The 24512-nt window shown below is 45.4% G+C and carries 25 protein-coding genes; 13 read left to right on the forward strand and 12 right to left on the reverse strand.

Features of this window, described 5'->3' with window-relative positions:
- Positions 1-235 (reverse strand): transposase (locus L0G63_RS05530; RefSeq protein ID WP_301449742.1); only part of this gene is annotated, 235 nt, incomplete at its 3' end.
- 95 nt (positions 236-330) lie between these two features.
- On the opposite strand from L0G63_RS05530, the gene L0G63_RS05535 reads away from it, so the two are divergent.
- A complete protein-coding gene (locus tag L0G63_RS05535) occupies positions 331-1614 on the forward strand; it encodes a hypothetical protein (RefSeq protein WP_301449743.1) in 1284 nt (427 codons plus the stop codon).
- A gap of 203 nt (positions 1615-1817) precedes the next feature.
- Here L0G63_RS05535 and L0G63_RS05540 read toward each other — a convergent pair whose 3' ends face one another.
- Positions 1818-2315, reverse strand: coding sequence for a cupin domain-containing protein (locus L0G63_RS05540; protein WP_301449744.1), 498 nt, complete (start codon positions 2313-2315; stop codon positions 1818-1820).
- A gap of 186 nt (positions 2316-2501) precedes the next feature.
- On the opposite strand from L0G63_RS05540, the gene L0G63_RS05545 reads away from it, so the two are divergent.
- Both L0G63_RS05545 and L0G63_RS05550 read left to right on the forward strand, forming a co-directional pair.
- Positions 2502-3662, forward strand: coding sequence for a MalY/PatB family protein (locus tag L0G63_RS05545; RefSeq protein WP_301449745.1), 1161 nt, complete (start codon positions 2502-2504; stop codon positions 3660-3662).
- A gap of 83 nt (positions 3663-3745) precedes the next feature.
- Positions 3746-4339, forward strand: a complete 594-nt coding sequence (locus tag L0G63_RS05550; RefSeq protein ID WP_301449746.1) for a hypothetical protein — start codon at positions 3746-3748, stop codon at positions 4337-4339.
- Positions 4340-4610: 271 nt separating this feature from the next.
- Here L0G63_RS05550 and L0G63_RS05555 read toward each other — a convergent pair whose 3' ends face one another.
- The 7 genes from L0G63_RS05555 to L0G63_RS05585 form a co-directional block, all read right to left on the reverse strand.
- Positions 4611-5594 carry a glycosyltransferase family 2 protein gene (locus tag L0G63_RS05555; protein ID WP_301449747.1) on the reverse strand — a complete coding sequence of 328 codons (984 nt, stop codon included), beginning with the start codon at positions 5592-5594 and terminating at the stop codon, positions 4611-4613.
- A gap of 31 nt (positions 5595-5625) precedes the next feature.
- Positions 5626-6780 carry a hypothetical protein gene (locus L0G63_RS05560; RefSeq protein WP_301449748.1) on the reverse strand — a complete coding sequence of 385 codons (1155 nt, stop codon included), beginning with the start codon at positions 6778-6780 and terminating at the stop codon, positions 5626-5628.
- A 3-nt stretch (positions 6781-6783) separates the two neighbouring features.
- Positions 6784-8055, reverse strand: a complete 1272-nt coding sequence (locus tag L0G63_RS05565) for a glycosyltransferase (RefSeq protein ID WP_301449749.1) — start codon at positions 8053-8055, stop codon at positions 6784-6786.
- A gap of 122 nt (positions 8056-8177) precedes the next feature.
- Complete coding sequence (locus tag L0G63_RS05570) at positions 8178-9788, reverse strand: glycosyltransferase family 2 protein (RefSeq protein ID WP_301449750.1); 1611 nt, start codon at positions 9786-9788, stop codon at positions 8178-8180.
- Between the two features lie 535 nt (positions 9789-10323).
- A complete protein-coding gene (locus L0G63_RS05575) occupies positions 10324-10734 on the reverse strand; it encodes a hypothetical protein (RefSeq protein WP_301449751.1) in 411 nt (136 codons plus the stop codon).
- Between the two features lie 195 nt (positions 10735-10929).
- Positions 10930-11058 carry a hypothetical protein gene (locus L0G63_RS05580; protein WP_301449752.1) on the reverse strand — a complete coding sequence of 43 codons (129 nt, stop codon included), beginning with the start codon at positions 11056-11058 and terminating at the stop codon, positions 10930-10932.
- 329 nt (positions 11059-11387) lie between these two features.
- Positions 11388-11834, reverse strand: a complete 447-nt coding sequence (locus L0G63_RS05585) for an MgtC/SapB family protein (protein WP_083499676.1) — start codon at positions 11832-11834, stop codon at positions 11388-11390.
- Positions 11835-12090: 256 nt separating this feature from the next.
- Between L0G63_RS05585 and guaA the strand changes: the two genes are divergently transcribed.
- Both guaA and L0G63_RS05595 read left to right on the forward strand, forming a co-directional pair.
- Complete coding sequence (gene guaA, locus L0G63_RS05590) at positions 12091-13680, forward strand: glutamine-hydrolyzing GMP synthase (RefSeq protein WP_301449753.1); 1590 nt, start codon at positions 12091-12093, stop codon at positions 13678-13680.
- Positions 13681-13728: 48 nt separating this feature from the next.
- Positions 13729-14715, forward strand: coding sequence for a lipopolysaccharide assembly protein LapB (locus L0G63_RS05595; protein ID WP_301449754.1), 987 nt, complete (start codon positions 13729-13731; stop codon positions 14713-14715).
- A gap of 211 nt (positions 14716-14926) precedes the next feature.
- On the opposite strand, the gene L0G63_RS05600 is transcribed toward L0G63_RS05595, so the two are convergent.
- On the reverse strand, positions 14927-15841 hold the full coding sequence (locus tag L0G63_RS05600) for an abortive infection family protein (protein ID WP_301449755.1): 915 nt from the start codon (positions 15839-15841) through the stop codon (positions 14927-14929).
- A 239-nt stretch (positions 15842-16080) separates the two neighbouring features.
- Here L0G63_RS05600 and L0G63_RS05605 point away from each other — a divergent pair, with 239 nt between their 5' ends.
- Complete coding sequence (locus L0G63_RS05605; protein WP_301449756.1) at positions 16081-17127, forward strand: nitronate monooxygenase family protein; 1047 nt, start codon at positions 16081-16083, stop codon at positions 17125-17127.
- Position 17128: 1 nt separating this feature from the next.
- Here L0G63_RS05605 and L0G63_RS05610 read toward each other — a convergent pair whose 3' ends face one another.
- On the reverse strand, positions 17129-18079 hold the full coding sequence (locus tag L0G63_RS05610) for an alpha/beta hydrolase (RefSeq protein WP_301449757.1): 951 nt from the start codon (positions 18077-18079) through the stop codon (positions 17129-17131).
- Between the two features lie 306 nt (positions 18080-18385).
- On the opposite strand from L0G63_RS05610, the gene L0G63_RS05615 reads away from it, so the two are divergent.
- Positions 18386-18544: a hypothetical protein gene (locus tag L0G63_RS05615; RefSeq protein WP_301449758.1), complete on the forward strand. Its 159-nt coding sequence runs from the start codon at positions 18386-18388 to the stop codon at positions 18542-18544.
- Between the two features lie 57 nt (positions 18545-18601).
- Here L0G63_RS05615 and L0G63_RS05620 read toward each other — a convergent pair whose 3' ends face one another.
- Positions 18602-19330: an aspartate/glutamate racemase family protein gene (locus tag L0G63_RS05620; RefSeq protein ID WP_301449759.1), complete on the reverse strand. Its 729-nt coding sequence runs from the start codon at positions 19328-19330 to the stop codon at positions 18602-18604.
- Positions 19331-19505: 175 nt separating this feature from the next.
- On the opposite strand from L0G63_RS05620, the gene L0G63_RS05625 reads away from it, so the two are divergent.
- From L0G63_RS05625 to L0G63_RS05650, 6 genes are all read left to right on the forward strand, one after another.
- Positions 19506-19730 (forward strand): DUF2798 domain-containing protein, encoded by a 225-nt coding sequence (locus L0G63_RS05625; protein WP_301449760.1) that lies wholly within the window; start codon positions 19506-19508, stop codon positions 19728-19730.
- A gap of 122 nt (positions 19731-19852) precedes the next feature.
- Complete coding sequence (locus L0G63_RS05630) at positions 19853-21016, forward strand: DUF2157 domain-containing protein (protein ID WP_301449761.1); 1164 nt, start codon at positions 19853-19855, stop codon at positions 21014-21016.
- On the forward strand, positions 21009-22157 hold the full coding sequence (locus tag L0G63_RS05635; RefSeq protein WP_301449762.1) for a DUF4401 domain-containing protein: 1149 nt from the start codon (positions 21009-21011) through the stop codon (positions 22155-22157). Before L0G63_RS05630 ends, L0G63_RS05635 begins: the two co-directional genes overlap by 8 nt.
- The gene (locus L0G63_RS05640) at positions 22154-22783 is read left to right on the forward strand and encodes a GDYXXLXY domain-containing protein (protein ID WP_301449763.1); all 630 of its coding nucleotides are present in this window, start codon (positions 22154-22156) and stop codon (positions 22781-22783) included. Before L0G63_RS05635 ends, L0G63_RS05640 begins: the two co-directional genes overlap by 4 nt.
- A gap of 150 nt (positions 22784-22933) precedes the next feature.
- Entirely contained in the window at positions 22934-23122 is a 189-nt protein-coding gene (locus L0G63_RS05645; protein WP_301449764.1) for a zinc-binding dehydrogenase, read from the forward strand.
- A gap of 238 nt (positions 23123-23360) precedes the next feature.
- On the forward strand, positions 23361-24338 hold the full coding sequence (locus tag L0G63_RS05650; RefSeq protein ID WP_301449765.1) for a zinc-binding dehydrogenase: 978 nt from the start codon (positions 23361-23363) through the stop codon (positions 24336-24338).
- Positions 24339-24512 lie beyond the last annotated feature (174 nt).

The following is a 24512-nucleotide window of genomic DNA, read 5'->3' on the forward strand; positions in this document are numbered from 1 at the left end:
TCTCAAGCTCGCCTGTGTCGCTACGGACTCTCTTTTTAGTGTGCCCATTGCGCTTGTTAGGCTTGTCTGCCTTTTCATGCTTGGGGTAACCGAGGTGGTCTTCCATCTCGGCTTCAAGTGCGGTGTCGATAAAAGATTGCATGAGCTGCTTTTGAAAGTCTTTGATGTCATCGAAGCTTTTCATGCTGCTGGCCATTTGCTCAGCCAGTTTCTTGATGTCAGATTGAGTAGTCATTGCTTATTCTCCTGTTAGTGGATTATAAGCAGTTACACAGAGTTTGGGAAACTCCCGATTTATCACTACTCGCTAGTAAAAGTATTGGCGAGCTAGTGACCGCATACCCCAATTTATTGATTTTCCCCGCTCATTTTGAAGACAACGAAGACGATATTGCCAGTAGGCCAACTTTTGAATTAAAGGTGAATGAGTTTCAGACCGTTTTAGAGACAGGCAACGTCATGGGCTTTATTGGTGTGAAAGATACACAGTTAAAAATTCAGTCCCGTTTTGCTCGGGCTTCTGTTGTCGATAGTGATGCCCAATCCAATCAAGAAGAGGTTATTGAAGAAGATTATTTTCTACATTATATGCTGCAAAAAGTATTGTGTATTAACTTGTTCGACTTAAAACATAGCCGAAATCAAACTAACCTATTTGATTTTTTGGTATATTTGTTTCCTTATTTTCTTAAAAAAGCCCTTTCACAGGGCTTATATAAGGAGTATCAAAAGAAAACCTATAATGATAGTAACCTTAAAGGTACTATCGATATTAAAACTCATGTACAGAGAAACTTACCGTTTAGAGGTAACGTTGCCTACAGTGTGCGCGAGCATAGTTTTGATAACCCAATATCACAGCTTATTCGACACACTATAGAGTTTATTAAACAACAACCTAACCTAAGAGGTGTGTTACATAGCGACAGCGAAACACTTGATTTTATCAATCTGATTGTCCAGCATACGCCGTCATATCATGCACGCGATCGATATACTATCATCAATACTAACCGTAAGCCCTTTGTCCATCCTTACTTTATGGAATATAGTGGCTTGCAAAAAATCTGTCTGCAAATTTTACGTTATGAAGGTCTGAAATACGCTAACAACGATGATAAGGCTCATGGCATTTTGTTTGATGGAGCGTGGTTATGGGAGGAGTACCTCAACACGCTGTTACATCCAATTGGATATGACCATCCCACTAACAATACTCAACAAGGTGGTATCAAGGTATATGTTCAAAAGCTTTCAGGGAATAACGTGCGTCGTTATCCTGATTTTATTAAAGACAGTCGTATTATTTTAGACGCTAAATATAAGCGTATGAAAAATAATGAAATTAATCGTGACGACCTAAACCAATTACTTTCGTATTTGTTTTTATATAAAGCAAGTATTGGTGGCTATATTGCCCCAAGTGAAACGACAAATTTAGACTTGAAGATGGGATTACTTAATGGCTTCGGTGGCAGTATCTACAAATTTAAATTAGCAATTCCACAAGAAGTCACAAGCTACCAAGCATTTAAAAACGCTATTGCTGAGAATGAAACTAAGCTGATTAATGCTATTAAAGAGCTGTCTTCTGAGAAAAGTAATAATGAATAGTTTGTAATCATACAAGAGTCATTTTGAGAAGCTTTTTAGCCCTGACAGTAGCGTCTATCCTACTTGGATAAGCGTGTTGCGAAGGCTAGGTTTTGGGGCAGTATCGTGACTAAACAGGAATGACTCAAACCGTAGCCTCGCCACGCCTAGATAAGCAGATAATAGCGGATGGCAGGATTGGCTACTTTTCACCACTATACAGCTCAAACCTCACCCAAATCTTCCATATCCACATACTCTTTTTTACCATGAATCTTATACATCTTGCGATTGATCTCTGGATACAGGGTAATATCGATCGGTGGTCGGCTGCCGCCCATCAGGTAAGTGGCATCGGCATCGCTCTCATTGCGCATCGAATGCGCCGCGCCATGCGCAGGAAAGCCGACAAAATCTCCAGCACTCAGCTCATACTGCTCATCACCGTAGCGCAGCGACAGCTCACCTGACAGTACATAAATGAACTCATCCGACTCTTCATGATAGTGATGCGTCGTCGTCTCATCTCCCGCTTCCACCCGTACGAGGTGCAAGCCAAACTTGGTCAGACCAACGATATCACTGAGCGACACCGTATGGCGGATAGCGTGCTCATTGAACTGGTGGATATGCTTAGTCTCAGGCGTGTTATCGATATCGGATTTGGTCAAGACGTATGCTTGCGTGTCCTTAGGCGGCTTTTGTTCTGGTGTCGTCATCATCGGTCTCCTTGATTGATGCTTTGAGTGTATACCACTATTAGCCAATAGTATCAGGTTTTAAAAGGGACGAAATAGGCGTGATGTTGATAATCAGACAGCGGCTTTATATATCCTGCATAAAGCGATTGTTGATGACGCCATTCCTGTTGTACCCTGAACCATTATTTTAAATGAAGGAGAGTGCGGGTGTTGTATAACTTTGATGAGGTCATCGATAGACGTGGTACGGGGTCGCTTAAATGGCACTATAGCGATGATACGATTCCGCTGTGGGTGGCGGATATGGATTTTAAGGCCGCACCGCCTATCTTAAACGCGATTGAGCAAGCCGTACAGCATGGCATATTGGGCTATACCTTACCGACCGAAGCGTTGTATGCGGCGATTATTGATTGGCATAGTAGCCGCTATGGATTGATGCTCACGGATAAGGAGATTTTGTTCTCCCCAGGTGTCGTCCCAAGCCTAGCGCTGATGATGAACGTCTTTACCGAGGTAGGGGATGCGGTACTGGTCAATGATCCTGTGTACACGCCCTTTATGAGCAAAGTCACGCAAAATAAGCGCACGCTGGTGCGCTCAGCGCTGGTGGAAGCGGACGGCAAATATCGTCTGGACTTGGACGATATGGAAGCCAAAATCATCAAGCACAGTATCAAGCTGTACTTTCTGTGCAATCCGCAAAACCCAGGCGGGCGCGTGTGGACGGCGGATGAGCTGAATGCGGTGCTAGACTTGTGCAAAAAGCATGATGTAGCGATTGTCAGTGATGAGATTCACCAAGATTTGACCTTGCGCGGGCATACCTTTACACCGTTTTTAACGCTGGCACAAGGTTATGAGCACAAAGTGGTGAGCCTGACCTCGATGACCAAAACCTTTAATATCGCGGGGATCAAAGGCTCGCTGATTTTTGCTAAGGATGCCGCGCTGATAGAAAAAATTGACGCCCAGCAGCATCTAAACGATGAGTATGAGCTCAACATGTTCGCCTATGCGGCGATGCACAGCGCCTATCGTGAGGGCGGTGAATGGCTGGCGCAACTGCTTGCCTATATTGAGGACAATATTGAGTTTACCTTGCAGTTTTTCGCTGAACATCTACCCAATATCAAGGTAATGCGACCAGAAGCGTCTTATCTGATTTGGCTGGATTGCTCAGCATATAGTCAAGACGACGAGCAGCTTTATGATATTTTACGTGCGGCGAAAGTGGAGCTCAATGCTGGAATCAAATATGGTGAGGAAGGACATCTCAAAATGCGTATCAATGTTGCCTGTCCGCGTATGCTGTTAGAAGCGGGTTTGGCGCGGATGGTGATGGCGTTTGAGGGGTTGGGGAGTTAAGGCATTGTTGAGAAAATGGGCAATGCCTTATTGCTGACCTAGTGAAACAAGCAAACTATTGATTCTATTAATCGAGATCAAACATGGATGAAAAAGTTAAAGCATCATGGGAGCGTGTACTTCACCCCAGGACGCTTAAAAAAAATATCATTACAGCCTCTATATTTTCGATGGGCTTCGAGATGCTCAAGAATAGTATTGTTGAAAAGATAAAAGGCTTTTTTACTAATGGGTTCGATAAAAATGGAATGATTGTTAGCGCTGAGTATAAAGAAAAGGTGCTTGTCTTGAATAGAAGCCGACTCTATGCATCTTTAACGTGGCTACGAGATATGGGTGCCATTGATGATGAAGATTTAGAGAAATTTGAGTATATCAAAAGGTGCCGCAACACCTTAGCTCATGAAATGTTAACATTTGCTTCGGCTAGGATTGACTTTGATGTCACAGAAACTTTTGAAGAAATGGTCGGTTTATTGAGAAAGATAGAGATTTGGTGGTTTGTAAACCTAGATATGGCAATAGACCCAGAGGCTTATCCTGAAGATCTAGATTTAGAGCAGGTTACTCCAGGTCCATTATGGGGTCTTCAAATGCTTATTGACGTTGCGTTAGGTTCAGAGGATGAGGCGCAAAAATACTATAATTACTTTGTCGCAAACTCGGACAAAGTTTAAGATGTGCATTTCCTCGGAATTTTTCAACTCTCCTACAACTAGCTGCGAATGTATGTTGAATTGTACAAAATAGTATGGTCTAAATTTTCAACCACTTCTAAGCTAAAAATACTTATCACACCAAAGCTCAATCGGTCATAACCATTGAACATTAATATCTATACCCTTACTCTATCGGAGATAGCTTACCATGCGGGCTTGAGCGCAGGTACTGTTTGGGCGCTTTCACTTTTGTGCCAAGCTCGCCCACTACGCACAAATAAAACCACACTTAAACAAACGGCGCATCAGGACAATGTGACTCCTCCAGCTCCTGTTCCGTAGGCGCGCGCAGTAGCGTAATCGGCGCTGTCTGCGCCGCCTGCCAGTCAATTAAGCCAAGCGCGGCAAACTCACCCAGCCAGCCTGCCATTGCCCAATGTTGCCACTGATCATAAAAGCGATTGGCATTGATAACGATGCTGTCCAAGTGGTTCAGCGGCGGACGATAGACGCCGTGCTGCTGATGGTAGACGATTTCGGCAGTCAGATAAAACGGCATGCCGCACGCGCGTGCGCGAAATGCAAAATCGGTATCCTCCGCGCCATAGCCGACATAAGCGGTGTCAAAGCCGCCAAGCGCCTCAAACTGCTGGCGCGTGATGGTAAAGCACAAGCTCCAAAACGTGCCAAAGTCCTCGGTCTGCGCTATCGCGGCGGGCGCGAGTGAGTCGGTTGGCGCAAAGTTCGGGCGGTAGGGGTTGTATACCGAGAGCGTATCTAGCGCGGCATCATTCAGCATATCTGCTGCCAGTTCTGTCGATTCGGCGGCTGATAGCGGGCGCGTCAGATATTTGGGCTGTCCCATCAGTAGTGCCTCAGGGTGCGCCATGAGCTTGCTATATAGTCCCGCGATGCTGTCCACAGCAACCAAGCAATCGACATCTAAGAATATCAGCGCATCATGGCTCGCGTGCGTGGCGCCGATATTGCGATTGTGCCCGATATCAAAGCGCGCTTGCTTATCGTTGCCATCATTCGTGGTTGGAATCTGCACGATGTTCAGCGCATATTCGCTTAGTAGGCGCTCGGGGTCGGCGTCGTCATTGACGATGATGACTTCGGCGGGTAGCGTACTGCTGTTGGCAAGCGCGGCAAGCAGATTATATAAGTGCGTGTTGCGTCCGTAGCAGGTAGTGATGACGCTCACAGGCGCGGTCGGTCGCTTCGGGGAGGCGGTCGGTCGCTTCGGGGAGATTGGGTCGTGATGGATCATAGGCTTAGTTTTTCTTATTATTAAATGAATATTAGCGCTCAGGACGCAGCTCAAGTTTGGGCAACAGCCACTCATGAAACCATGCCTTGGTATCGCCATAGTCGCCAAAGCTGTGCATCAATGCGGCTGCTGAGGTGTCCGAGTCAGGCGCTGTCTGCGTAATGGCTGTCGGCGTAGGCAGCTGACCGTTATTATTTTGCACAGTTTCACAAAAGTCATCCCAGCTGAGCGCCCGACCTTGCGCAATCAAAGCATTGGCGGTGGCGACTTGCTCGTCATGTGGACGCGCATCAGGCTGTACGATAATGGGCGTCTGCTCGTAATAGACCTGCGCGATGCTGTTCAGCCCGCACGCCATAAACAAGGCATCACTATGGATGATAAACGGGCGCACGTCTTTGACCTGTGTGGCAATATCGACCAAGTGGCGCATGTTATCACTAATAGGACCGAGCGAGATGATAAAGGCATCGGGCAGCAGCTCACGCAATGTGGGCAGGCGCGCATCGATGGCTTGGTGTCCGCCATAGCCTTTAATCACCGTGATAATAGGCGCGCCCTCACGATACGGCGTAGCATCGTCTGCTAAATCATTGAGTAATGTCAAAAACTCGGAACGGGTCAACTCCGCACTGGGCGCTGTACCGATAAAGTCCAAATATAGGCTTTTCTTTGGTATCCATGCAGGCGTGTCTATCGCTTCAAGCGCACGCGGATACGGTGCAAGCATTGCCAGCGCACCTTTAAAAGCCTCTACGTGCGGCGTATCGTCCCGCACGCCAGTCAGGCGCACGTACAGATACGGCATGCTGATCGTGCGACACAGCATGGCAATTTCCACACTGACATCGATGATCATCAGATCAATCTGCCGCGCGTGCAACGCCTTTATCAGCTGATAGCTGCGCGCTTGAATGTCGCGACTGCCGACAGGGGAATAGTGTAAGCTCTCAGGCTGCCAGTAGTGTCCCGCGCGCCCTTTAATGACATCATCTGCGCGCTCATCTTCAGGCGCGAGGCGGATGACTTGTGCCTCACTGATATTGCTAAAGCTATAGTCCGCCGCAGACACACTGGTAAACACCGTGAACTGCGCGCGCACAGGTTCAGGCAACAGCGCCGCCAGCTTGTCCGCCTGCCGACAATGCCCCGAGCCGTGATGATGGGCGTAATAGCCGATGCGCATCCCTTAACCCTCGGCGTGCTGTGGCAAGGTGTCGAGACTTGGCGTCGCTTGTGGTGCTGGCATGGAAGGTAAATGCTTGGGCGTAGCAGCACTGGGCTTTTGCGCTGTGGATAGCGATTGTTGTTCTGGTGTCAGCGTTTGATAATACAAGTCTAAATAGCCATCGACCATAGCGGTATCAGCACAAAATAACTTGGCACGCGCACGGCACGCCGCCCGTGAGATGGTTTTGATATTATCAAAGGCTTTGATAAAGGCGGCTTTGTCTTCTTTCGCGACCACAATGCCCGTTTCAGGCGTGACAATCTCCGCGCACGCACCCACATCAAAGCCAATCACAGGCGTGCCGCAGGCGAGACTCTCTGCCAATATCAGCCCATACGGCTCATCCCATGTACTGGTAAACAGCATCGCCGTCGCTTGACTCAAGTAGCGGTTAATCTCTGCTTTGGTTTTGTGACCAACGTAGTCGAGCAAATCGCTGCCTTGCTGCTTGTCTTGGAGTAATAACGGCGCGACAAATTGTTCAAAATACTGTGCATTGCTTTTGGGGCCTGCGATAATCAGGCGTTTGCCTGCCGCCAAGCAATATTGCATTGCCAAATGCGTGCCTTTTTCAGGGCAGATACGTCCGTACCACAGATACACTTCGTCATCGATAGGTGTCAGCTGCGCGTCAAAAGAGTCCACATCAATACCGTTATACACCACTTTAGATGGCACAAACTCGGCAAACAGCTTTTGCTGGCAGGTACTAATCGAGGTGAATTGCGTATCGGTGCCCAGTTGTAGGGTCAATAATGCCAAACGCAGCTGCGGAAAAATCGGCGTATGAAAAGTGGTAAAAAAGCGCTTGCCAAAGACCTGACCCATCATCATCGGAATGTGATGCAAGCTGTGATTGTGTACCACATCAATCTCGCCGCGTCCGTCACGCTCGATGATATCGCGTAGCGCATGTTGATAGGTTAGGTATTGGTACATTTCCTCGCGCCCCATCGCCACCGACTCATGCTCGTTTGGATAGACCATCGTCTCAAATTCTTGACGCGACAATAGCGGTACAAGGGTCGCCTCCGTCTGACTGTCAGCATGCGCGTAAAGCAGCACCTCGTGCCCCGCCGCAACCAACTTGTCACACAGCAGATGCGTAATCATCTCAAGCCCGCCTGCGTAAGGCTCAGCAATCGGGTATAAAGAATGCGCAATGATCGCAATGCGTAAGGGTCGCTTTTGCGGCGTGACAGAAGCAGTGGGTAAAGATAAAGGGGGCATAATATTTCCTATGGCGGCGTTTACTCATCATCGTTATGGCCGCTGCTGTTATGTTGTTGTTATTGAAAATAAAGATAAAAGTCAGGATAAAAATGTGCGCAAAATAAAAAGTAAAATAAAGGTTAAAAGTTAATGGTCCGCTTATCTTGTACGCGATCAGTCGTCTCGATAAAGGGCATTTTTTGAATGTTTAGTGGTTTTACATATTCTGTATTTAATAAGGGAAAAGGTGCTGATGGTTCTGGTAAAGAATGTAGGTACTCGGCCTCACTGGCCGCGCTGTAATTGGCTAAGGCAAGTCTTGCGGCAATGAGTTTTAAACCAAAGACGGTGAGCGCGCAGGCAAATAATATCGGGGAATAAGCCGCAGACAGCGGTGATACTAATAGGGCAGTGAGCGCATTTAACGTCAACAGTAATTTGGGTAAGGCACGGCGATTGGCGTGCTTTAGCGCTGATTGCGTGGCATCAGGAGCGATTTTTGGGGTACACACAAAGGGTTTTTGTCGTCCCCACAATACTGGCAACCAGCACAGCGCGCCCACTTCCCAAAAGTTTAAATGCATCAGCCATGTGCGTAAGCGTTTAGGAATAGAATGTCGATAGCCGCGCTGCATTTGCTGGGTGAGTGGGGCTTGGTCGCGCAAATACGCCCATAAGCGGCGCAGTAAAAATACGCCGTAACCTGTATAGATGACAGCCAAAATCGGTAACGCCCATGTGCTGTCGTGCCCCACTATCAAGGTGAGCGCCATCAGCATCACGGTTATAAGCTGAAGCAAGATTAAAATCCCTGTGCCATTGACCCATGCACTAAGCTGCGACAGATGCGCACGCTGATAGCGGCGCTGCTCAGCTTTACTGTGTTTGGTTGTCGCCATACTCGCGGCATACGTCGGATGCAGACGACGTAACAATGGCGCGGCAAGATAGCGACAAAAAATCTGCATATTGCCATATACCCAGCGCTGACGCTGTGCCAATAAATCACACAAGGTTGCGGGCAGCAGTCCTGTTGCAATCACTGTAGGAATAAAGGCGCTACGCATATCATGCTGATGCATGAGCACCCCCATCTGCGCGTCTTCGGTGATTGATGCGCCTGACCAGCCGCCCAGCTGCTGCAAATCATGACGGCGAATGACCGCATAGGTGCCTGTCGATAAGGCGCGCATACGATTGCGCGCCTGATATAGGTGATGGTTAAAGTAGTGATTTAGCTCGCTGTGAATGTCCTCAAGATGGGCGCTGCGATAAAACTGCGGAAACTGTAATAGTGTGTGCTCAGGATAGTCGTTAATGGCTTGTACCATCGCCTCACGGGCATGCGGCAATGCTTCATAATCGCTATCTACCACCACGATATGACTACAGCGTCTGTCCATCCACGCCAGCGCCAAGTTAAGCGCACCCGCTTTGTAGCCTGCAATCTCATCAATATGATAAAAGCGCACGTTGAGCGCGGCATCTAGCGATTCACAAAAGGCGGCCAGCGGTTGATAAAGAGATTTATCCGTATGGTTATTATCAATAATTAAGATTTCATCCACTGCCTGTTTGACAGCCAATAACGACTTAATGGTTGCAATCACAATCTCAGGTGGCTCCGCCCGTGTCATTAGCTGGAAGCTAAAGGCAATCGTGGCAGCAGTCGACTGAGATGATACGGGCGCAAAAACAGTATCTTGCACACTGTGCATCATACGAGACGCAGGCGATAAAGGAGTCATCATCTTTTGTTCTTATCGTTATCGAGCTGTGGACGTTGGAAACAGGGCCAGCAAATAGCGCTTTGGTTTTAATGAAATATTTAATTGGCGCTTGAGAGAACAAATTCATAGTAATACAAAGTTCGGTAACATATTGATTATTAAGTGTTAGTTTCTGCACTATCTCGTAATGTTACGTAAGTTTTTCAGTCATTAACTTAAGAAATTTAGTGAAGTACCAAAAATATAGAGACGAGGAGGTTGTATAAAAGGATAACTGACGAAAAATAATGAAATATAACCACAAAAAAATCCCGACGTAGCGAGATTGTTCTGCTAGGGTGTGTCCCTATTTTAAAAATGGTGATAAAAATGAGATAAATCGCAGGCAAACAAGGAAAATAGCGCAGGTAATATCAAGATATTGGCCAGCTATTTGACACCGTTTGCCAAAGATTTAGCCATGATTTAGCCATTTTTAGCCCATTTAGTCATAAACGCTTGAATTAGGGAAACGCCCTAATGTCATACGGTATTACAACTGCTTACCAAGCAAAAGTCATCCCACCCCGCGCGCCAAAAATGCTTGCGTGCGCTCTGCATTTGCACCAGATTGCCAGCCGATAGCGGTCGCGCCTGGGCCTGTCGCCACAGACTCACCGCCGACCGCAGTGGTTGAATTGCCATTTGCATTGGCAGTGTCGCCAATGGCTAAGGCGTCGGTACCGTTAGCGATAGTTTCATTACCAATCGCGGTAGAAAAGCCGGTTTGTGCGTCCGCATTTTCACCGATAGCCAGTGCGCTATCGCTGTTACTGGTTGCTCCTAATGTCGTGGTAGTGTCATTTGCATCATTGAGCAGACATTCAGCTGCCATGGTGCTGGTAGTGGCAAAAGAGGCGGCGGCAATGGCTAAAGTGAGAGTACTAAGTTTTAGAGCAGAGTGAGGTAAGAAGTCCATATCTTTCATTTCTTCATCCTTTTTTTAGAAGCGTTAGGGCTTGATGTCGTCGATAAACAAAGACGGCAGCACCATTATTATTGAATGGGTTATTGACTTTTACTATTATAAAAAACCAACAATTATCTGCCTATAAGGCTATTTATGAGGCAGGCAAGTCTTAACGGTGTTACCGAGTCTCAATGTAGCAATATCACAATCAGTCTACTCGCTACCCTGCTGTGACAATACCAGTCGAGTGAATAAGCCAATGGTATAAGCTGCTAAAATCGCTTGTTTTTTTGCCAAGGCAATATGCTGCTCATCCCTATGTTTCACTGGTGTTTTGGGCATCCATGTTTATAATCTACATGATTATGTAACAAAGTTAGACTGATAATTAACGTTTGTTTTCAAGAAGTTACAGTCAAATTATTCAACAAAAAACACGTAGTTTTTGTAAGGGATTTCAGACCTTGTGAGTACTGGCCTGTGTAAAAATGCTTAATAGCAAGAGGTATAAAATAAATAATATTTAATAGCGCTAAAATACGTGCAGGAAAGTAATCAAAAGAGAGTAGCGTGGTAAATTGAAGTTAAGATTACTGAAAGAGGGGTGGTTAGCAGATGATATTCTGTCTGAAGCTAAAGTAGATGGTTGGCAAGTCAAAGAGTAGAAAGAATTAAGATTTGTCTTTATGCTTGGCTTTGGTTTTAAATGGTGTGGAAAATTGCAATATTAAAAATCCCACTACGGATAAGATAATGGCGATTTCGTAGCGAGCGTAAGCCACTGAAATACCGATCGCGCCAGTGTTCCAAAGTCCTGCGGCCGTTGCGGTGCCTTTTGCGCCATCTTTGTTTTTGAAAATCGCGCCGCCGCCAATGAAGCCCATGCCAGTGATGATGCCATACATAATGCGCGCTTGGGCGTCGGGGCTGTCGTAGATGTCCATCCCTACCAGCATAAAGGCGCATGAGGCAATGGTAACCAAAGGAAAAGTACGCAGGCCTGCGCCATTGTCTTGAAACTCGCGATTGAGCGCAATGGGCAGCGACAGGATAAAGGCGATACTCAGTTGCATGGCGTGATAAGCCAGCAGTTTGAGGTTTAAATCAAAGGCGAACATAATGTAGTGTCCCTTCCACATCGCACACTTGCGCGATAACAGCATCCACGATAACAATGTCCATGTCACCGTACTGTATTTTTTATACCATATAATGATAATGAGATGCCATATTGGGTATGCAACAGTGTGATCACCCATTCTAAATTTACGGCATCAACAAAATAGTTGTGAATAAACCGCACGCGAATCGCCATCATTGCCCCGAAACTTGTTAAAATAGGGCACCAATTTATCTATTGATGGACATTGATTTATGACCGCTGCCACTCCTGCAATTAAACAAGATCGCATCTTAATCCTCGATTTTGGCTCGCAATACAGCCAGCTGATCGCGCGCCGCGTCCGTGATGCAGGCGTGTTTTGTGAGATGTTCCCGTACGATATCGACACCCAGCGCATCACTGATTTTGGTGCCAAGGGCATCATTTTATCGGGCAGTCCTGAGAGTGTGCATGAAGACAACAGCCCACGTATTAACGAAGCGGTATTTGAGCTGGGCGTGCCTGTGCTTGGCATCTGCTACGGCATGCAGGCAATGGCAGAGCGCTTCGGCGGTAAGGTACATGGCAGCGACATTCATGAGTTTGGCGCAGCGACCATCGACGTGACAGGCAACTGTGCGCTACTTGACGGCATCGAAGACAGCCCAAGCAAACTCAACGTCTGGATGAGCCACGGCGATAAAGTGATTGAAGCGCCAAGCGACTTTGATATCGTTGCCAGCACGCCAAGCTGCCCGATTGCCATTATGGCGAATGACGACAAGCAATATTACGGCATTCAGTTCCACCCAGAGGTGACGCACACCTTGCAAGGTCAGGCGCTGCTCGGTCGTTTTGTGCATCAAATCTGTGGCTGCGCGGGCGATTGGACGCCTGATAACATCGCAGATATGCGTATCGCGCAGCTCAAAGAAGAAATCGGTGACAAGCAGGTCTTGCTCGGCTTATCAGGCGGCGTGGACAGCTCGGTTGTGGCAGCGCTATTGCACAAAGCCATTGGCGACCAGCTGACTTGTGTGTTTGTAGATAATGGCCTCTTGCGTTTGCACGAAGGCGATCAGGTCATGCAAGTTTTTGCAGAAAACATGGGCGTCAAAGTCGTCCGCGTCGATGCCGAAGAGCGTTTCTTAACCGCGCTGGCTGGCGAGTCGGATCCAGAGAAAAAGCGTAAAATCATTGGCAAAACCTTCATCGACGTATTTGCTGACAGCGCGCGTGATGTGAGCGCCAACACCGACGGCAAAGAGATTGAATACTTGGCGCAAGGAACGATTTATCCTGACGTTATCGAGTCGGCAAAATCGCACCAAGGCAAAGCGCACGTCATTAAGAGCCACCACAACGTCGGCGGTCTGCCTGATGACTTGAGCTTCAAATTGATTGAGCCACTACGCGACCTGTTTAAAGACGAAGTGCGTAAGCTGGGTATTACCTTAGGTTTGCCTGCCAAAATGATCTATCGTCATCCATTCCCAGGACCAGGCTTGGGCGTGCGTATTTTGGGCGAAGTCAAAAAAGAATACGCGGACGTGCTACGTTTAGCTGACGCTATCTTTATGCAAGAGCTGGAGCGTTCAGGCTGGTATGATAAGACCGCGCAAGCCTTTGCCGTATTCCAACCGATCAAATCGGTCGGCGTGGTCGGCGATGGTCGCCGCTATGCGTGGGTGATTGCGCTACGTGCGGTTGAGACCGTGGACTTTATGACCGCGCGCTTTGCACACCTGCCGTATGATTTGATTGAAACGGTATCAAACCGCATTATGAATGAAATCGCGGAAGTATCTCGCGTGACTTATGATGTGTCGAGCAAGCCGCCGGCGACGATTGAGTGGGAATAATTATTCATATGCTATGATTGTAATATCAACGCAAAGGAGTGATGGACTATGAAACTGGTTCATGTGGGACAAAACGAGTGGATGTTTGAAGATGACGTTAGCGATAAGTTGGCTGACAATAGATCAAATGCGCTTGGCGCTGGTAGAGCGCTTAATCTTAAAATAAAAGCCTTTGTAGATGCCGAGGTAAAAAGAGGTCGTGATATCAACGATATTATGAATGAAGTCATGACCAAATTTCAGCATGAAATTGTGCAAGACTTTGATGAGCAGCCGCCAACCTCATTCCAAGTGATACAGATGACGCTGGAGAAAGAAGGTTATGAAGTGGCTCGTGATATTGCTCAGTTTTTAGTATTAGAGAATATGAATGACCCTGATGCTTACTTTAACTTAGCATTTTTGTGTGAGCAGCATGATGACAGCTTTTTAGCACTATTGAGTAGCCGCGAATGTATGCGCCTATACTTAGAGTATTTCCCCAAAAACTTTAATTGGCAAAAAAGTAAGCTGCCATGGGGCATCATGGAGAACCGTCCCTTTTTGCGAGCGCTGTTTCAGCTGGCAAATGTCTATGCTGACAATATGAGCTTTGATGAAGCCTGCGAGCAGGGAAAAAGGCTGCTACAAGTTTGCCCTAATGACAACCTAGGTATGCGTGAAGCGCTGATAGAATGGTACATGTTTACCGAAGAGTATCAGAAAATAATTCGAATTTGCGACAACTATCCAGAGGATATGCTTGCAAATATCGCTTTCGGTAAGGTGCTGGCTTACTGTTATCAAGATAAATTAGATAAGGCTGAAAAAGAGTGGGATATCGCAAAAGATAACTTGCCTGAAGTGGCGCATGAAATTCTTAAAAAGCGTCATCCTAGACCACGCGGTATGGGTATCAATAGTTATGGTATCGAAATTGGTGGTAAAGAGCAGGCTTATCTCTACTGGCAAGATATGGGCGATTGGTGGGAAGAAAATACTACCGCTCAAACCCTGATTGAGAAAAAACGTGCTGAGAAAAAGAAGAAAAAATAATTTGATTTAGCGGCACTTCTCTTTAGTTTAGTTAAAACACTCAACTTGGTTGGGTGTTTTTTTGTCTAAATTCCTGTATCAGGTGGTATAGGGTTATTTTCTTCGTACGAAAGATAGTCAAAATTGATACGTTGATATTGGCGTAAAGTACCTACAGAAATTTTAAATTCAGTGCCTACTTTAGGAACAGAGACGTCCATTCCTGCATCTTTTAATATATCGGCATATTCATTAAGTGCATCAGTAGCAGAAGCAATAGACTGAAGGTAGATGATGCTCCAACTGCTAACTTAGCGTGCCTAGGTTGTAGACCTTTGAAATCACTATCTTTGCCATGACCACTACCATATTCGTTTCTAACCTCTGCAATGCCTTGGACAACAGCAGACAAGCTACCTAGAATCTGTCGTATCGAACTCGCTGCTTTTGCTTCATTAGATATATTGTCAGGCGTAATTTTGAGCAGCTTAGTGGTTTCTTTCATTAATTTAGATAAGTCCCAGTTTTTATTGTATTCTTCTTGCCTACTTTTAAAGATTGATTTACAAGCAGTTTCAATCAACTCTTTCGCTACTCCTATCGCTTGATAAGGTGAAGTTTCAATTGATGATTCCATTAAGTTAATCTGCTGAGAAACGTACTCAGCGTTAAAAATAACTTTGATTTCATTAATTTTTCTTTCGATCGATGTTTTTCCTGTAAACTTCATTTTTCCACTAAAAACTGGTCTACCAGATATTTTGGTTGTTTCAACAATCTCGAACTCATCATGATACAAATTATCTTTGAGTACCTTTGTTATTCTTTCAACTTCCTTTTGATCAGTTCTTACCACTGGATGTATCATCAGACAGAGAAAGTTCAAAAGAGTGGCGTCATCGCAATTTAACAAGTTAAATCTTGCATCACTGAATACCCAATCATCCTCCCAGTCATAATTATTAATTCTGTGTTGCCATATATCACCTGCGGCATTTTCGTATCTAGAGTCTGTAGAAGGCATACTCTCTAAATCATAAATTCTAGATAAAAACTCTGTTTCATCTAGCTTTCCTGCCCACCAAATCCCTTCTATTTTTAAGATATCAAATATGTTGCGTCGAGTAATTTGAGATATTTTATTCATTATTTATTTCAACTTTCTTTGGCTAGACATTTAGTAATATCAAGTATATGTATTAATAAGCTTTAACTACAGTTTTATAGTCAAATATTTTAACTACAGTTTTATAGTCAAATATTTTAACTACAACTTTGTAGTCAAAATCCACCATCCTATTTAGCAACTAAATAAACACTATCCAACACGCGCACCGCCTACTTCTGCTACAGTAAGTCATGCAAATATCCTAAAAGGAGCCATTCATGAGCTTACTCAATACGCTTAACCTAACCTACCCGATCATCCAAGCGCCAATGGCGGGCGGTACCACCACCCCTAAGCTGATTGCGAGTGTCAGTAACTTTGGCGGACTGGGTTCATTAGGCGCTGGCATGACCGCGCCAGATGTTTTGAATAGCCAAATCAATACGATTAAGACCCTGACCGACCGTCCTTTTATGGTCAATCTGATGGTGTTATCTGAGCAGGAGTCGAGCAGCTTTGACACCGCCATGCCGAATTGGCTGAGTAATTATTACCAAGAGCAGAATATAGAATTTACGCTACCCGAACGTCCAGCTCAGAGCTTTGCTGAGCAGTTACAAGTGCTGTATGACAATCCTGTACCTGTTGCCAGTTTTACTTTTGGTATTATCAGTGCTGAGCAAGTTCAGCGTCTGCAACGTGTCGGCACACACGTCATCGGTACGGCAAACCATCCATTAGAAGCCAAAGCATGGAGCGAGATTGGTGCAGATGCAGTGTGCGCGCAAGGAGCAGAAGCTGGCGGTCATCGCGGTGGTTGGTTACCGCAAAGCGAAACCGATCCATTGGGTTTATTGACGCTGATTAGCCAAACGCACGCTTGCACAGATATTCCGTTGATTGCCGCAGGTGGCATTATGACGGGACAGGATATCAAGGCAGTACAAGCGGCAGGAGCCGAACTTGCGCAAATGGGAACGGCATTTTTGACCACAGATCAATGCGGTATTAATGATACCTATAAACAAGCGCTCATTGATGCCAGTCAAGGTAAACGTAGTAGCGAGACGCGCTTAACACGACTGTTCTCAGGTAAGCTTGCTCGTGGTCTTTTAAACGATTATTTGCGTGATTTTGCTCAATTTGAGAGTGCAGATGCGCTACCGCCCTACCCGCAATTCAATGCCATGACCAAGTTTATGCGGGCGGATGCGGCCAAGCGTTTGGACGTCGAGCATCTGTCGTTATGGGCAGGGCAAGGCGTCACGTTAGTCAAAAACGAAAGTACAGACGCCTTACTGATACGATTAATAAAAGGTTTGTGAATTACTGACCCTTCAGCGTTGCACGAAACCCTTTATAATCCTCCGCCGTTTGCTCTACTGCCTCTATCATCGGTACGTGACCGATATCTTCCATCATAATGACTTGCGCTTGCGGGATGATGTCTTTAATCACATTGACCGCTTCAGGCTTGATGACTTGATCCTTCTCACCCCAAACCACGAGCGTGGGTATCTTATAATCCGCGATAATTTGAGCGCGCTCCTCGACATTATCAGTGACGATTTGCTCAAGGATTTTGGCGTCCAACTCCTTATTATTGATACGCTCTTGCGCGAATACCGCTTTGATTGACTTGGGCAAATAAGGCGGCTTATACATGACAAAATCGTACATCTTATAGAAGTCCTCTTTGCTATTGATCAGCAGTGGGTTGTTCTCAAGGGTTGCGCCCTCAAGCGATTTTGGCACGCCTGCTGACCAAAACCCTGCGCTATCGACAAGCCACAGACTCTTGACGTCTTTTGGGTACTTTGCGGCATAAGCGACACTGATCGCGCCGCCCATCGAGTTACCGCCGATGTGAATATTGCTTGCCAATCCCTTAGCTTGCAACAGCTCATGTAAGCGCGTGGCCTGTGCATGTGAGCGATAGTCTGCGCTCATAGGTTTGCTCGACTCGCCAAAACCAAGCAGATCAGGAATGATCAGATGATAGTCCTCTAACTCGTCAGCGATACGGGTGAAGTTGTCCTTATTACCGCCAAAACCGTGAATGAGAAGTAGTGGCTCGGCGGTGAGATTGTTATTTTCGGCATAAACTAACTTGTCGCCAGAAGCTAGCGTGAATGACTTGACGTCTAGATCAGACTTATTGCGCTCATATTGGATAATTTTTTGAGTGGTGTTAACGGCAAGCGTATTGGGCGCTGTGGTACAGCCTACGATAGAGAGACTAAATAGTGCGGCAAGGCCTAAGCTTTTAAATAGCATGGAGACATCCTTGTTGGAAGATAGAGTGAAAATACATTTTGACTTTAATTCTAGCGCTAAACTTGTGCCTAGATTTTTTAATTTATAACTTTCTAGTCAAAACCTTATCTTCTATGTTCATATACAAGACTATCGTTAGCTTTTGTTTACCTTTCTAGCCCAGATAGCTTAGGCATTGTTATTTATAATAGGAGCGCTTTATAGAAATAGTGGTTATAACTACAACCCTAAGCTCACTATCTATTCTTAATTAAACCCAACTGACACTCATCAAAGCCCAATCAAAGTGGCATAAAAGGATGCACCTTGAGCGACACGAGTACGCCCTCCAGTAAATCGCGTGACCTTACCAAAGGGTCTATCGCCAAAACGATGCTCTTATTTACCTTGCCAACGACACCATGGAGACGGTTACCGCTGCGCCGTATCATCAAAGTGCATAAAAAGGTTCATGGTAGCCATTAACCAACTTACGATAAAGGCTAAACGGTCGCAGCAGGCTTTATGCTATCTTTGCAGTATTTAGCCGACTGCCTTATCCACTAAAAACCTTACCGCCGCTCGCGCATGGATAGCAGTGGTATCAAACACAGGGATGGGGCTGTCAGCTTGCTTAATCAGCAGTCCAATCTCAGTACAGCCCAAAATCACCCCCTCGCAGCCTGCATCAGCTAACTGCTCAATGACCCTTTGATAATATTCTCTTGAGCTATCCAATAACTGCCCTTGGCACAGCTCCTCATAGATAATTCGGTGCACCTCTGCTCTCGCCGCATCTTTAGGTATCACCACTTGCAAACCGCTATCTGTCAGGCGCTGCTTATAAAAACCCTGCGTCATGGTAAACTGCGTACCGAGCAAACCTATCTTAGTCAGACCCTGCGCTTGAATCGCACTAGCAGTTGTATTGGCAATATGAATAATCGGTAAGCCTGTGGCCTCCTGTACCTCATCAGCTACCTTGTGCATGGTATTAGTCGCAATAAGCAAGCCTTGCGCGCCAGCCGCTTGCAGACGTTTGCCGCTACTCACTAATATCGCGCCCATCTGTGCCCACTCGCCTTTTGCTTGCAGCTCACCAATCGGCGCAAAGTCTAAGCTATGAATAAGCAGGTCCGCTGAATGCAGGCCACCTAATTCAGCCTTGACCCCTTCATTGATCAGTCGATAATAGCTCTCGGTACTCTCCCAACTCATGCCACCGATGATGCCTAATGTACGTTGTGGTCTAGCCTTATCATTACTTTTCATAGTCTATTCTTATTGATTGGTCTGGTTTATTTATGCTATCGATATCGTTAACATTTAAAGAACTTGGTGTTTGATAATAACCAATTTACCTAGTTATATATAGGTTATATGATAGCTCCCTATAAAACCTTTAGGACAAAAATGCGTTATGGCACTACCGAAACTAAGAATACGTATGAGCCGCAAACTATATCGCCTAGTATTTACTGGACTAATGGCCATGATGATGTCGCTTATTATTTCAGCGGCGCTGATACTGGTAAAGGTTGGCTATAGCGATCATTTTTTCTCTGATTTATTGGGTTCGTGGAGTTTAGCCTTTGTGTTTGCTTGGCCGAGCGCTTATATCTGCGCTTACCTTATCCAAGAGCACGTGCTGAGCCGTATTGAGTTTTATTAGTTTACTCTTAAAACTCTCAAACCCTTTAGCTGCACCCGCCTACCTCTGTTTACTCAACTCTATAAATGCCGCCTAAAAAAATTGCTAAGATAAGCTAAATATTCTGTTAAACAGAGGGCGCTATGAGTCAAACGCGGCGTGCTATCGAACAACTCATTGAACAACACAAGCTTCCTCTCAAGCATGCAGAGGCTGCTGCCAAACACCTAGAAGTCTATCCCAGCAAAAGCACATGGCTTAGCTTCTTTGATAAAGCCTTGCTGATTATCGGTTCGCTGGCATTGGTATTATCACTGGTGTTTTTTATTGCTTATAACTGGCAAAATTTGGGTAAGCTAGGCAAATTCGCTTTGGTCGAGGGCGCTCTGGTTATCACTATTGCGCTCTACGTGGCTCTCTCTTTTCGGCGCAGGTTTCATTTTATTCGCCAGCTATTATTGCTGGTCGCTAGTATCATTACGGGTAGTTTGCTGGCGCTATTTGGGCAGGTATATCAGACCGGCGCGGATACTTGGCAGCTGTTTTTTGCTTGGGCAGTATTGATTACCCCTTGGGTCATTATTGCCCGCTTTCCGGCACTATGGCTATTGTGGCTTGGGCTGCTTAATACTTTTCTATTGCTTTATTTGGAGGTGGTAGATCTATCGTTCGTTGATAGTAGCTATCAAGATGTTATAAGAGTGGCGATATTGGCACTGATCAATCTGGTTGCCCTAAATCTTTGGCTTATCTTTTTGGGTCAAAAACGTGCGATGGCTAGCCAAGTTAATAGCGAAATTGTTGGTTCAGATACTTCTATTGCTAGTCCTAACCTTTCAAGCTCCAAAACGACTTACGACGATATATTATTGCAAGCTCAAGCAGGTTTGCACTGGAGTACTTATCTTGTCGGTTTAATCAGCACTATCGCTATCACTTTCCTCGCTATTATTACTGTTTTTGATGTGGATAGTGTGTTGGCGACGCTCCTGTCTTTATCGCTTTGGGCGGGCTGGTGCGCCTTTATGTATTGGCGTTTTTATCGACAGCGCAGTGATCTACTGATGCTGACCTACCTTTGCTTTTCTCTCATTATTGTAGTGATGTCTTGGGCAGTTAACATACTACCTAATGACTTTGATGCAGGCAGCCTACTCGTCTTAACCCTTCTACTGATTGGCATGGTTACTTATGCTATCAAGTGGTTATTTGAAGTTATAAAATCAGATAACTCTCCTTCTGAAGACCTTAAAATCTTACAAGCGGTGAATACTCCTTTGAATAAAAAAGGAGCCGATCATGAATAATAACGACCAACAAGCGCTGGCATCGCTGCAAAATATCGGTCTAATCGCTAAGGATTTTAGCGTATATAACGACCATTTAGATGACGACTCACAGAAACATACCCCTTGGTATCTGCAACTTTTTATTGGTTTCGGTGGCTTGTTATCCAGTTTGTTTTTTACAGGTTTTTTGACTTTATTTTTGGCTGAAAGTAATGTGTTAAAAAGCGCTATAGGCCTTATTATAGTAGGTCTAGCTTTAAGCGCTCTTGCCTTTTGGCTCTTTAATACCGCAAGCAAACATCGCAATCTATTCTTTGAATATTCAGCCTTTGCTATCAGTATCACAGGACAGTTGTATGTCGCCGCTGGATTGTTCTTTTATGCCGTAGAGCGCCCCTTATCAGTCTGGCTATTTTTGATTATTCAAAGCTATTTGACTTTTATCATGCCCAATGTGGTGTATCGACTGCTAGGTGCTAGCCTCGTGCTTGGGCTTATGGTCTATTTGTTCAATTATTATCAGTTCCCTGAGCTAAGTTTAGGCGTATTAGCGCTCTTGACTATCGTGACGCAATTGCAACGCTATCCGCTATTACGGCGCGTTCCTCGTCCACATCAAGTCTATGCACAATCTATTATTAGCGCGTTTGGCTATGCAAGCGCCCTTGTGTTGCTTGGCGTTTCAGTCTATTTTATCGTTGCTGAATATGATGGCAGCTTCGATAATGACGGTAACCCTTTTCGTTATAACTACTATTTAGCGCAAGGATTATTGGCCCTTGCTAGCTTATGTGCCGCTTACTTAATCTTGAAGCGCTACCGTATCCAACTGCTCTCAGCAACGGGACTGATTATAGTCGGCGCTACCGCCGTGCTTGGAGTGGTATCGATTTACGTTTCAGGGTTGCTCGCCACTAGCCTTATTATTGTCATAGCGTTTGCCAATAGTCAGCGAGTGCTATTAGCGCTTGGTATTATCGCCTTAGTCAGCTACATATTTTGGTATTACTATCAGCTCGATACGTCATTATTACTCAAAGCCGCTTCTATGCTTATTATCGGAGTTGGCTTATTGCTGATGCGCTGGCTACTGATCAAACGTTATTTTGCCAGTAATGCGGCATTAGCAACGAGTACTGATAAGGAGCGCTTGTCATGAATAATAAGACTATGGTTCAAAACTCATCCGTGCTTAGCTCGATTGGCTGGCTTGAAAAACGAGCGGTTAGAATTACTATTGCGCTGTTTGGCTTAATCGTTATCTTAGTAGTAATGACTCTCAATGTCGCCAAATACGAGACCCATTTAGCCACTGGTGATACCGTACTGCTTGAGCTTGCGCCCGTTGATCCACGCGGCTTTATGCAGGGCGACTATATGACGCTACGTTATGCGCTAGAGAATGAGGTACTTGCCGCCTTAAATACAGATCCGGGCAGCTATCCTACTCATGAGGAAGGCTATGTCATCGTCGCTTTGGATAATAATAATGTCGGACAGTTTGAGCGCTTGGCAGAGAGTCAGCCTGACAACTTAAGCACAAATGAGAGGGCGATTTATTATCGTCTCCGTAATGGCGTACTCAAACTGGCGACCAACGCTTTTTTCTTTCAAGAAGGTCATGCCGAGGCTTTTGAGGCGGCTGAATATGGCTTATTTCGGGTTAATGATGACGGTGAGCCTTTACTGACTAATATGGTCGATGAGAAGTTTAAGGTAATCGATCCTAAGATGAGTAACCCTGAAACTAATAGCCTTGACCATGAAGCGAGTATTGATAATTAATCCTTGTAATTTTTCAAAAAATTCATAGCTAAAACCACTCACAACATCAGGTAACCAAAGTTGCCTTGTCAGTGATCCAAACCCCTTGTTAAGGTAGTTCTAAATTGTTTTTTAATAAATACTATTTAAGTCAATAAAAAGGAGCATCCTATGCAAGCCTATTTACTTCATAAAGCAGGTGGTATTGATAACCTAATCTTAAGCGAGATTGACAAGCCGACACCAAAAGCTGACGAGGTACCGCACGTGTTTAAGACTTTTGCCTTTGCAAAGCTGCACGACGCTCATCGTCAAGTGGAGACCAATCATACTGTCGGGAAAGTAGTGCTTGAGGTTTAACTTTTTAAAATTCTATTAGGGCGTGTCTTCATTTCAAAAATGGCGATAAAAATGTGATAAATTGTCGTCAAACAAGAAAAATAGCGTAGACAATATCGGGATATTAACCAGCTATTTGACGATGTTTGGCAAGATTTAGCCATTTTTAGCCCATTTAGATGACTATCGAGTGAATTGAAGACACGCCCCACTCTAACAATACTTATAAACCCTTATAAAAGATAAAAAGGAATATATTATGCGCAGCGCAACTTATAACGAATTTGGCAAACCCACCGAAGTATTGAGCCTAGCCGATAGCCCTATCCCAGAACCTAAGCCTACCGAGGTGCGCGTAAAAACCGTGCTCGCCTCTATCCACAACCATGATCTGTTAACCATTCGCGGTCAGTATGGCTTTAAGCCAGAGATGCCTGCTATCGCAGGTTCCGAGGCGGTCGGCGTGGTCGATGCTGTGGGTAGCGAGGTTAAAAATCTCAAAGTCGGTCAGCGCGTTGCTGCCGCTAGCGTGCAAGCGACATGGGCGGAGTACTTCGTCGCTGACGAGGACATGGTGTTTGCCATCCCTGAGAGCCTGGATGATGAGATGGCCGCGCAGCTGATCGCCATGCCATTATCCGCCTTGATGCTGTTAGAATTCTTAGAAGTAGATAGTGGACAATGGATCATCCATAATGCGGCCAATGGTGCTGTTGGTAAAACACTAGCCATGCTAGCAGCGGCACGCGGTGTGAACACCATTAATCTCGTGCGTAGCAAAGACTCGTTAGAAGAGCTGACCGCGCTAGATATCAAAAACAATGTCGTCACTGCTGATGATGACTGGCAAGACCAAGTCCGCGCTATCATTGGTGAAAACAAGATCACCGCTGCTGTGGACTCCGTCGGTGGTGAATCAAGCAATGAGCTGCTATCGCTACTCGGTAGCAACGGCACGTTGGTCTCGTTTGGTATTATGTCAGGTAAACCAATGCAACTAGACGCTGGCAGCCTGATCTTTAAGCAAGCTATCGTCAAAGGCTTCTGGGGCAGCAAAACCAGCCAAGAAATGGATCTGGACAACAAGCAGCGTCTGATTGATGAACTACTAGAGCGCGCGACCAACGGCAATCTAAAATTACCAATTGAAGCGGTTTATGGGCTTGATGAGATTACCAAAGCCGTCTCAGGTGATGTGCAATCTGGCAAAAAAGGTAAGGTACTATTAAAACCTTAGTACCTTTAAAGTACTGTCAAAACTATAATTTACACACTAACCTTTCAATGACTGTTGTCATCAGAGGTAGCATAAAATAAGAAGAAGCCCATTTGTATTTATCCTAAAGTACAGTGGGATTTTTTTGCTTTAGTGACTTTGCAGTCATTAGATAATGAAGCATGCGATAGTTAA

It is taken from the genome of Psychrobacter sp. (assembly GCF_030454045.1).
Taxonomy (GTDB): Bacteria; Pseudomonadota; Gammaproteobacteria; order Pseudomonadales; family Moraxellaceae; genus Psychrobacter.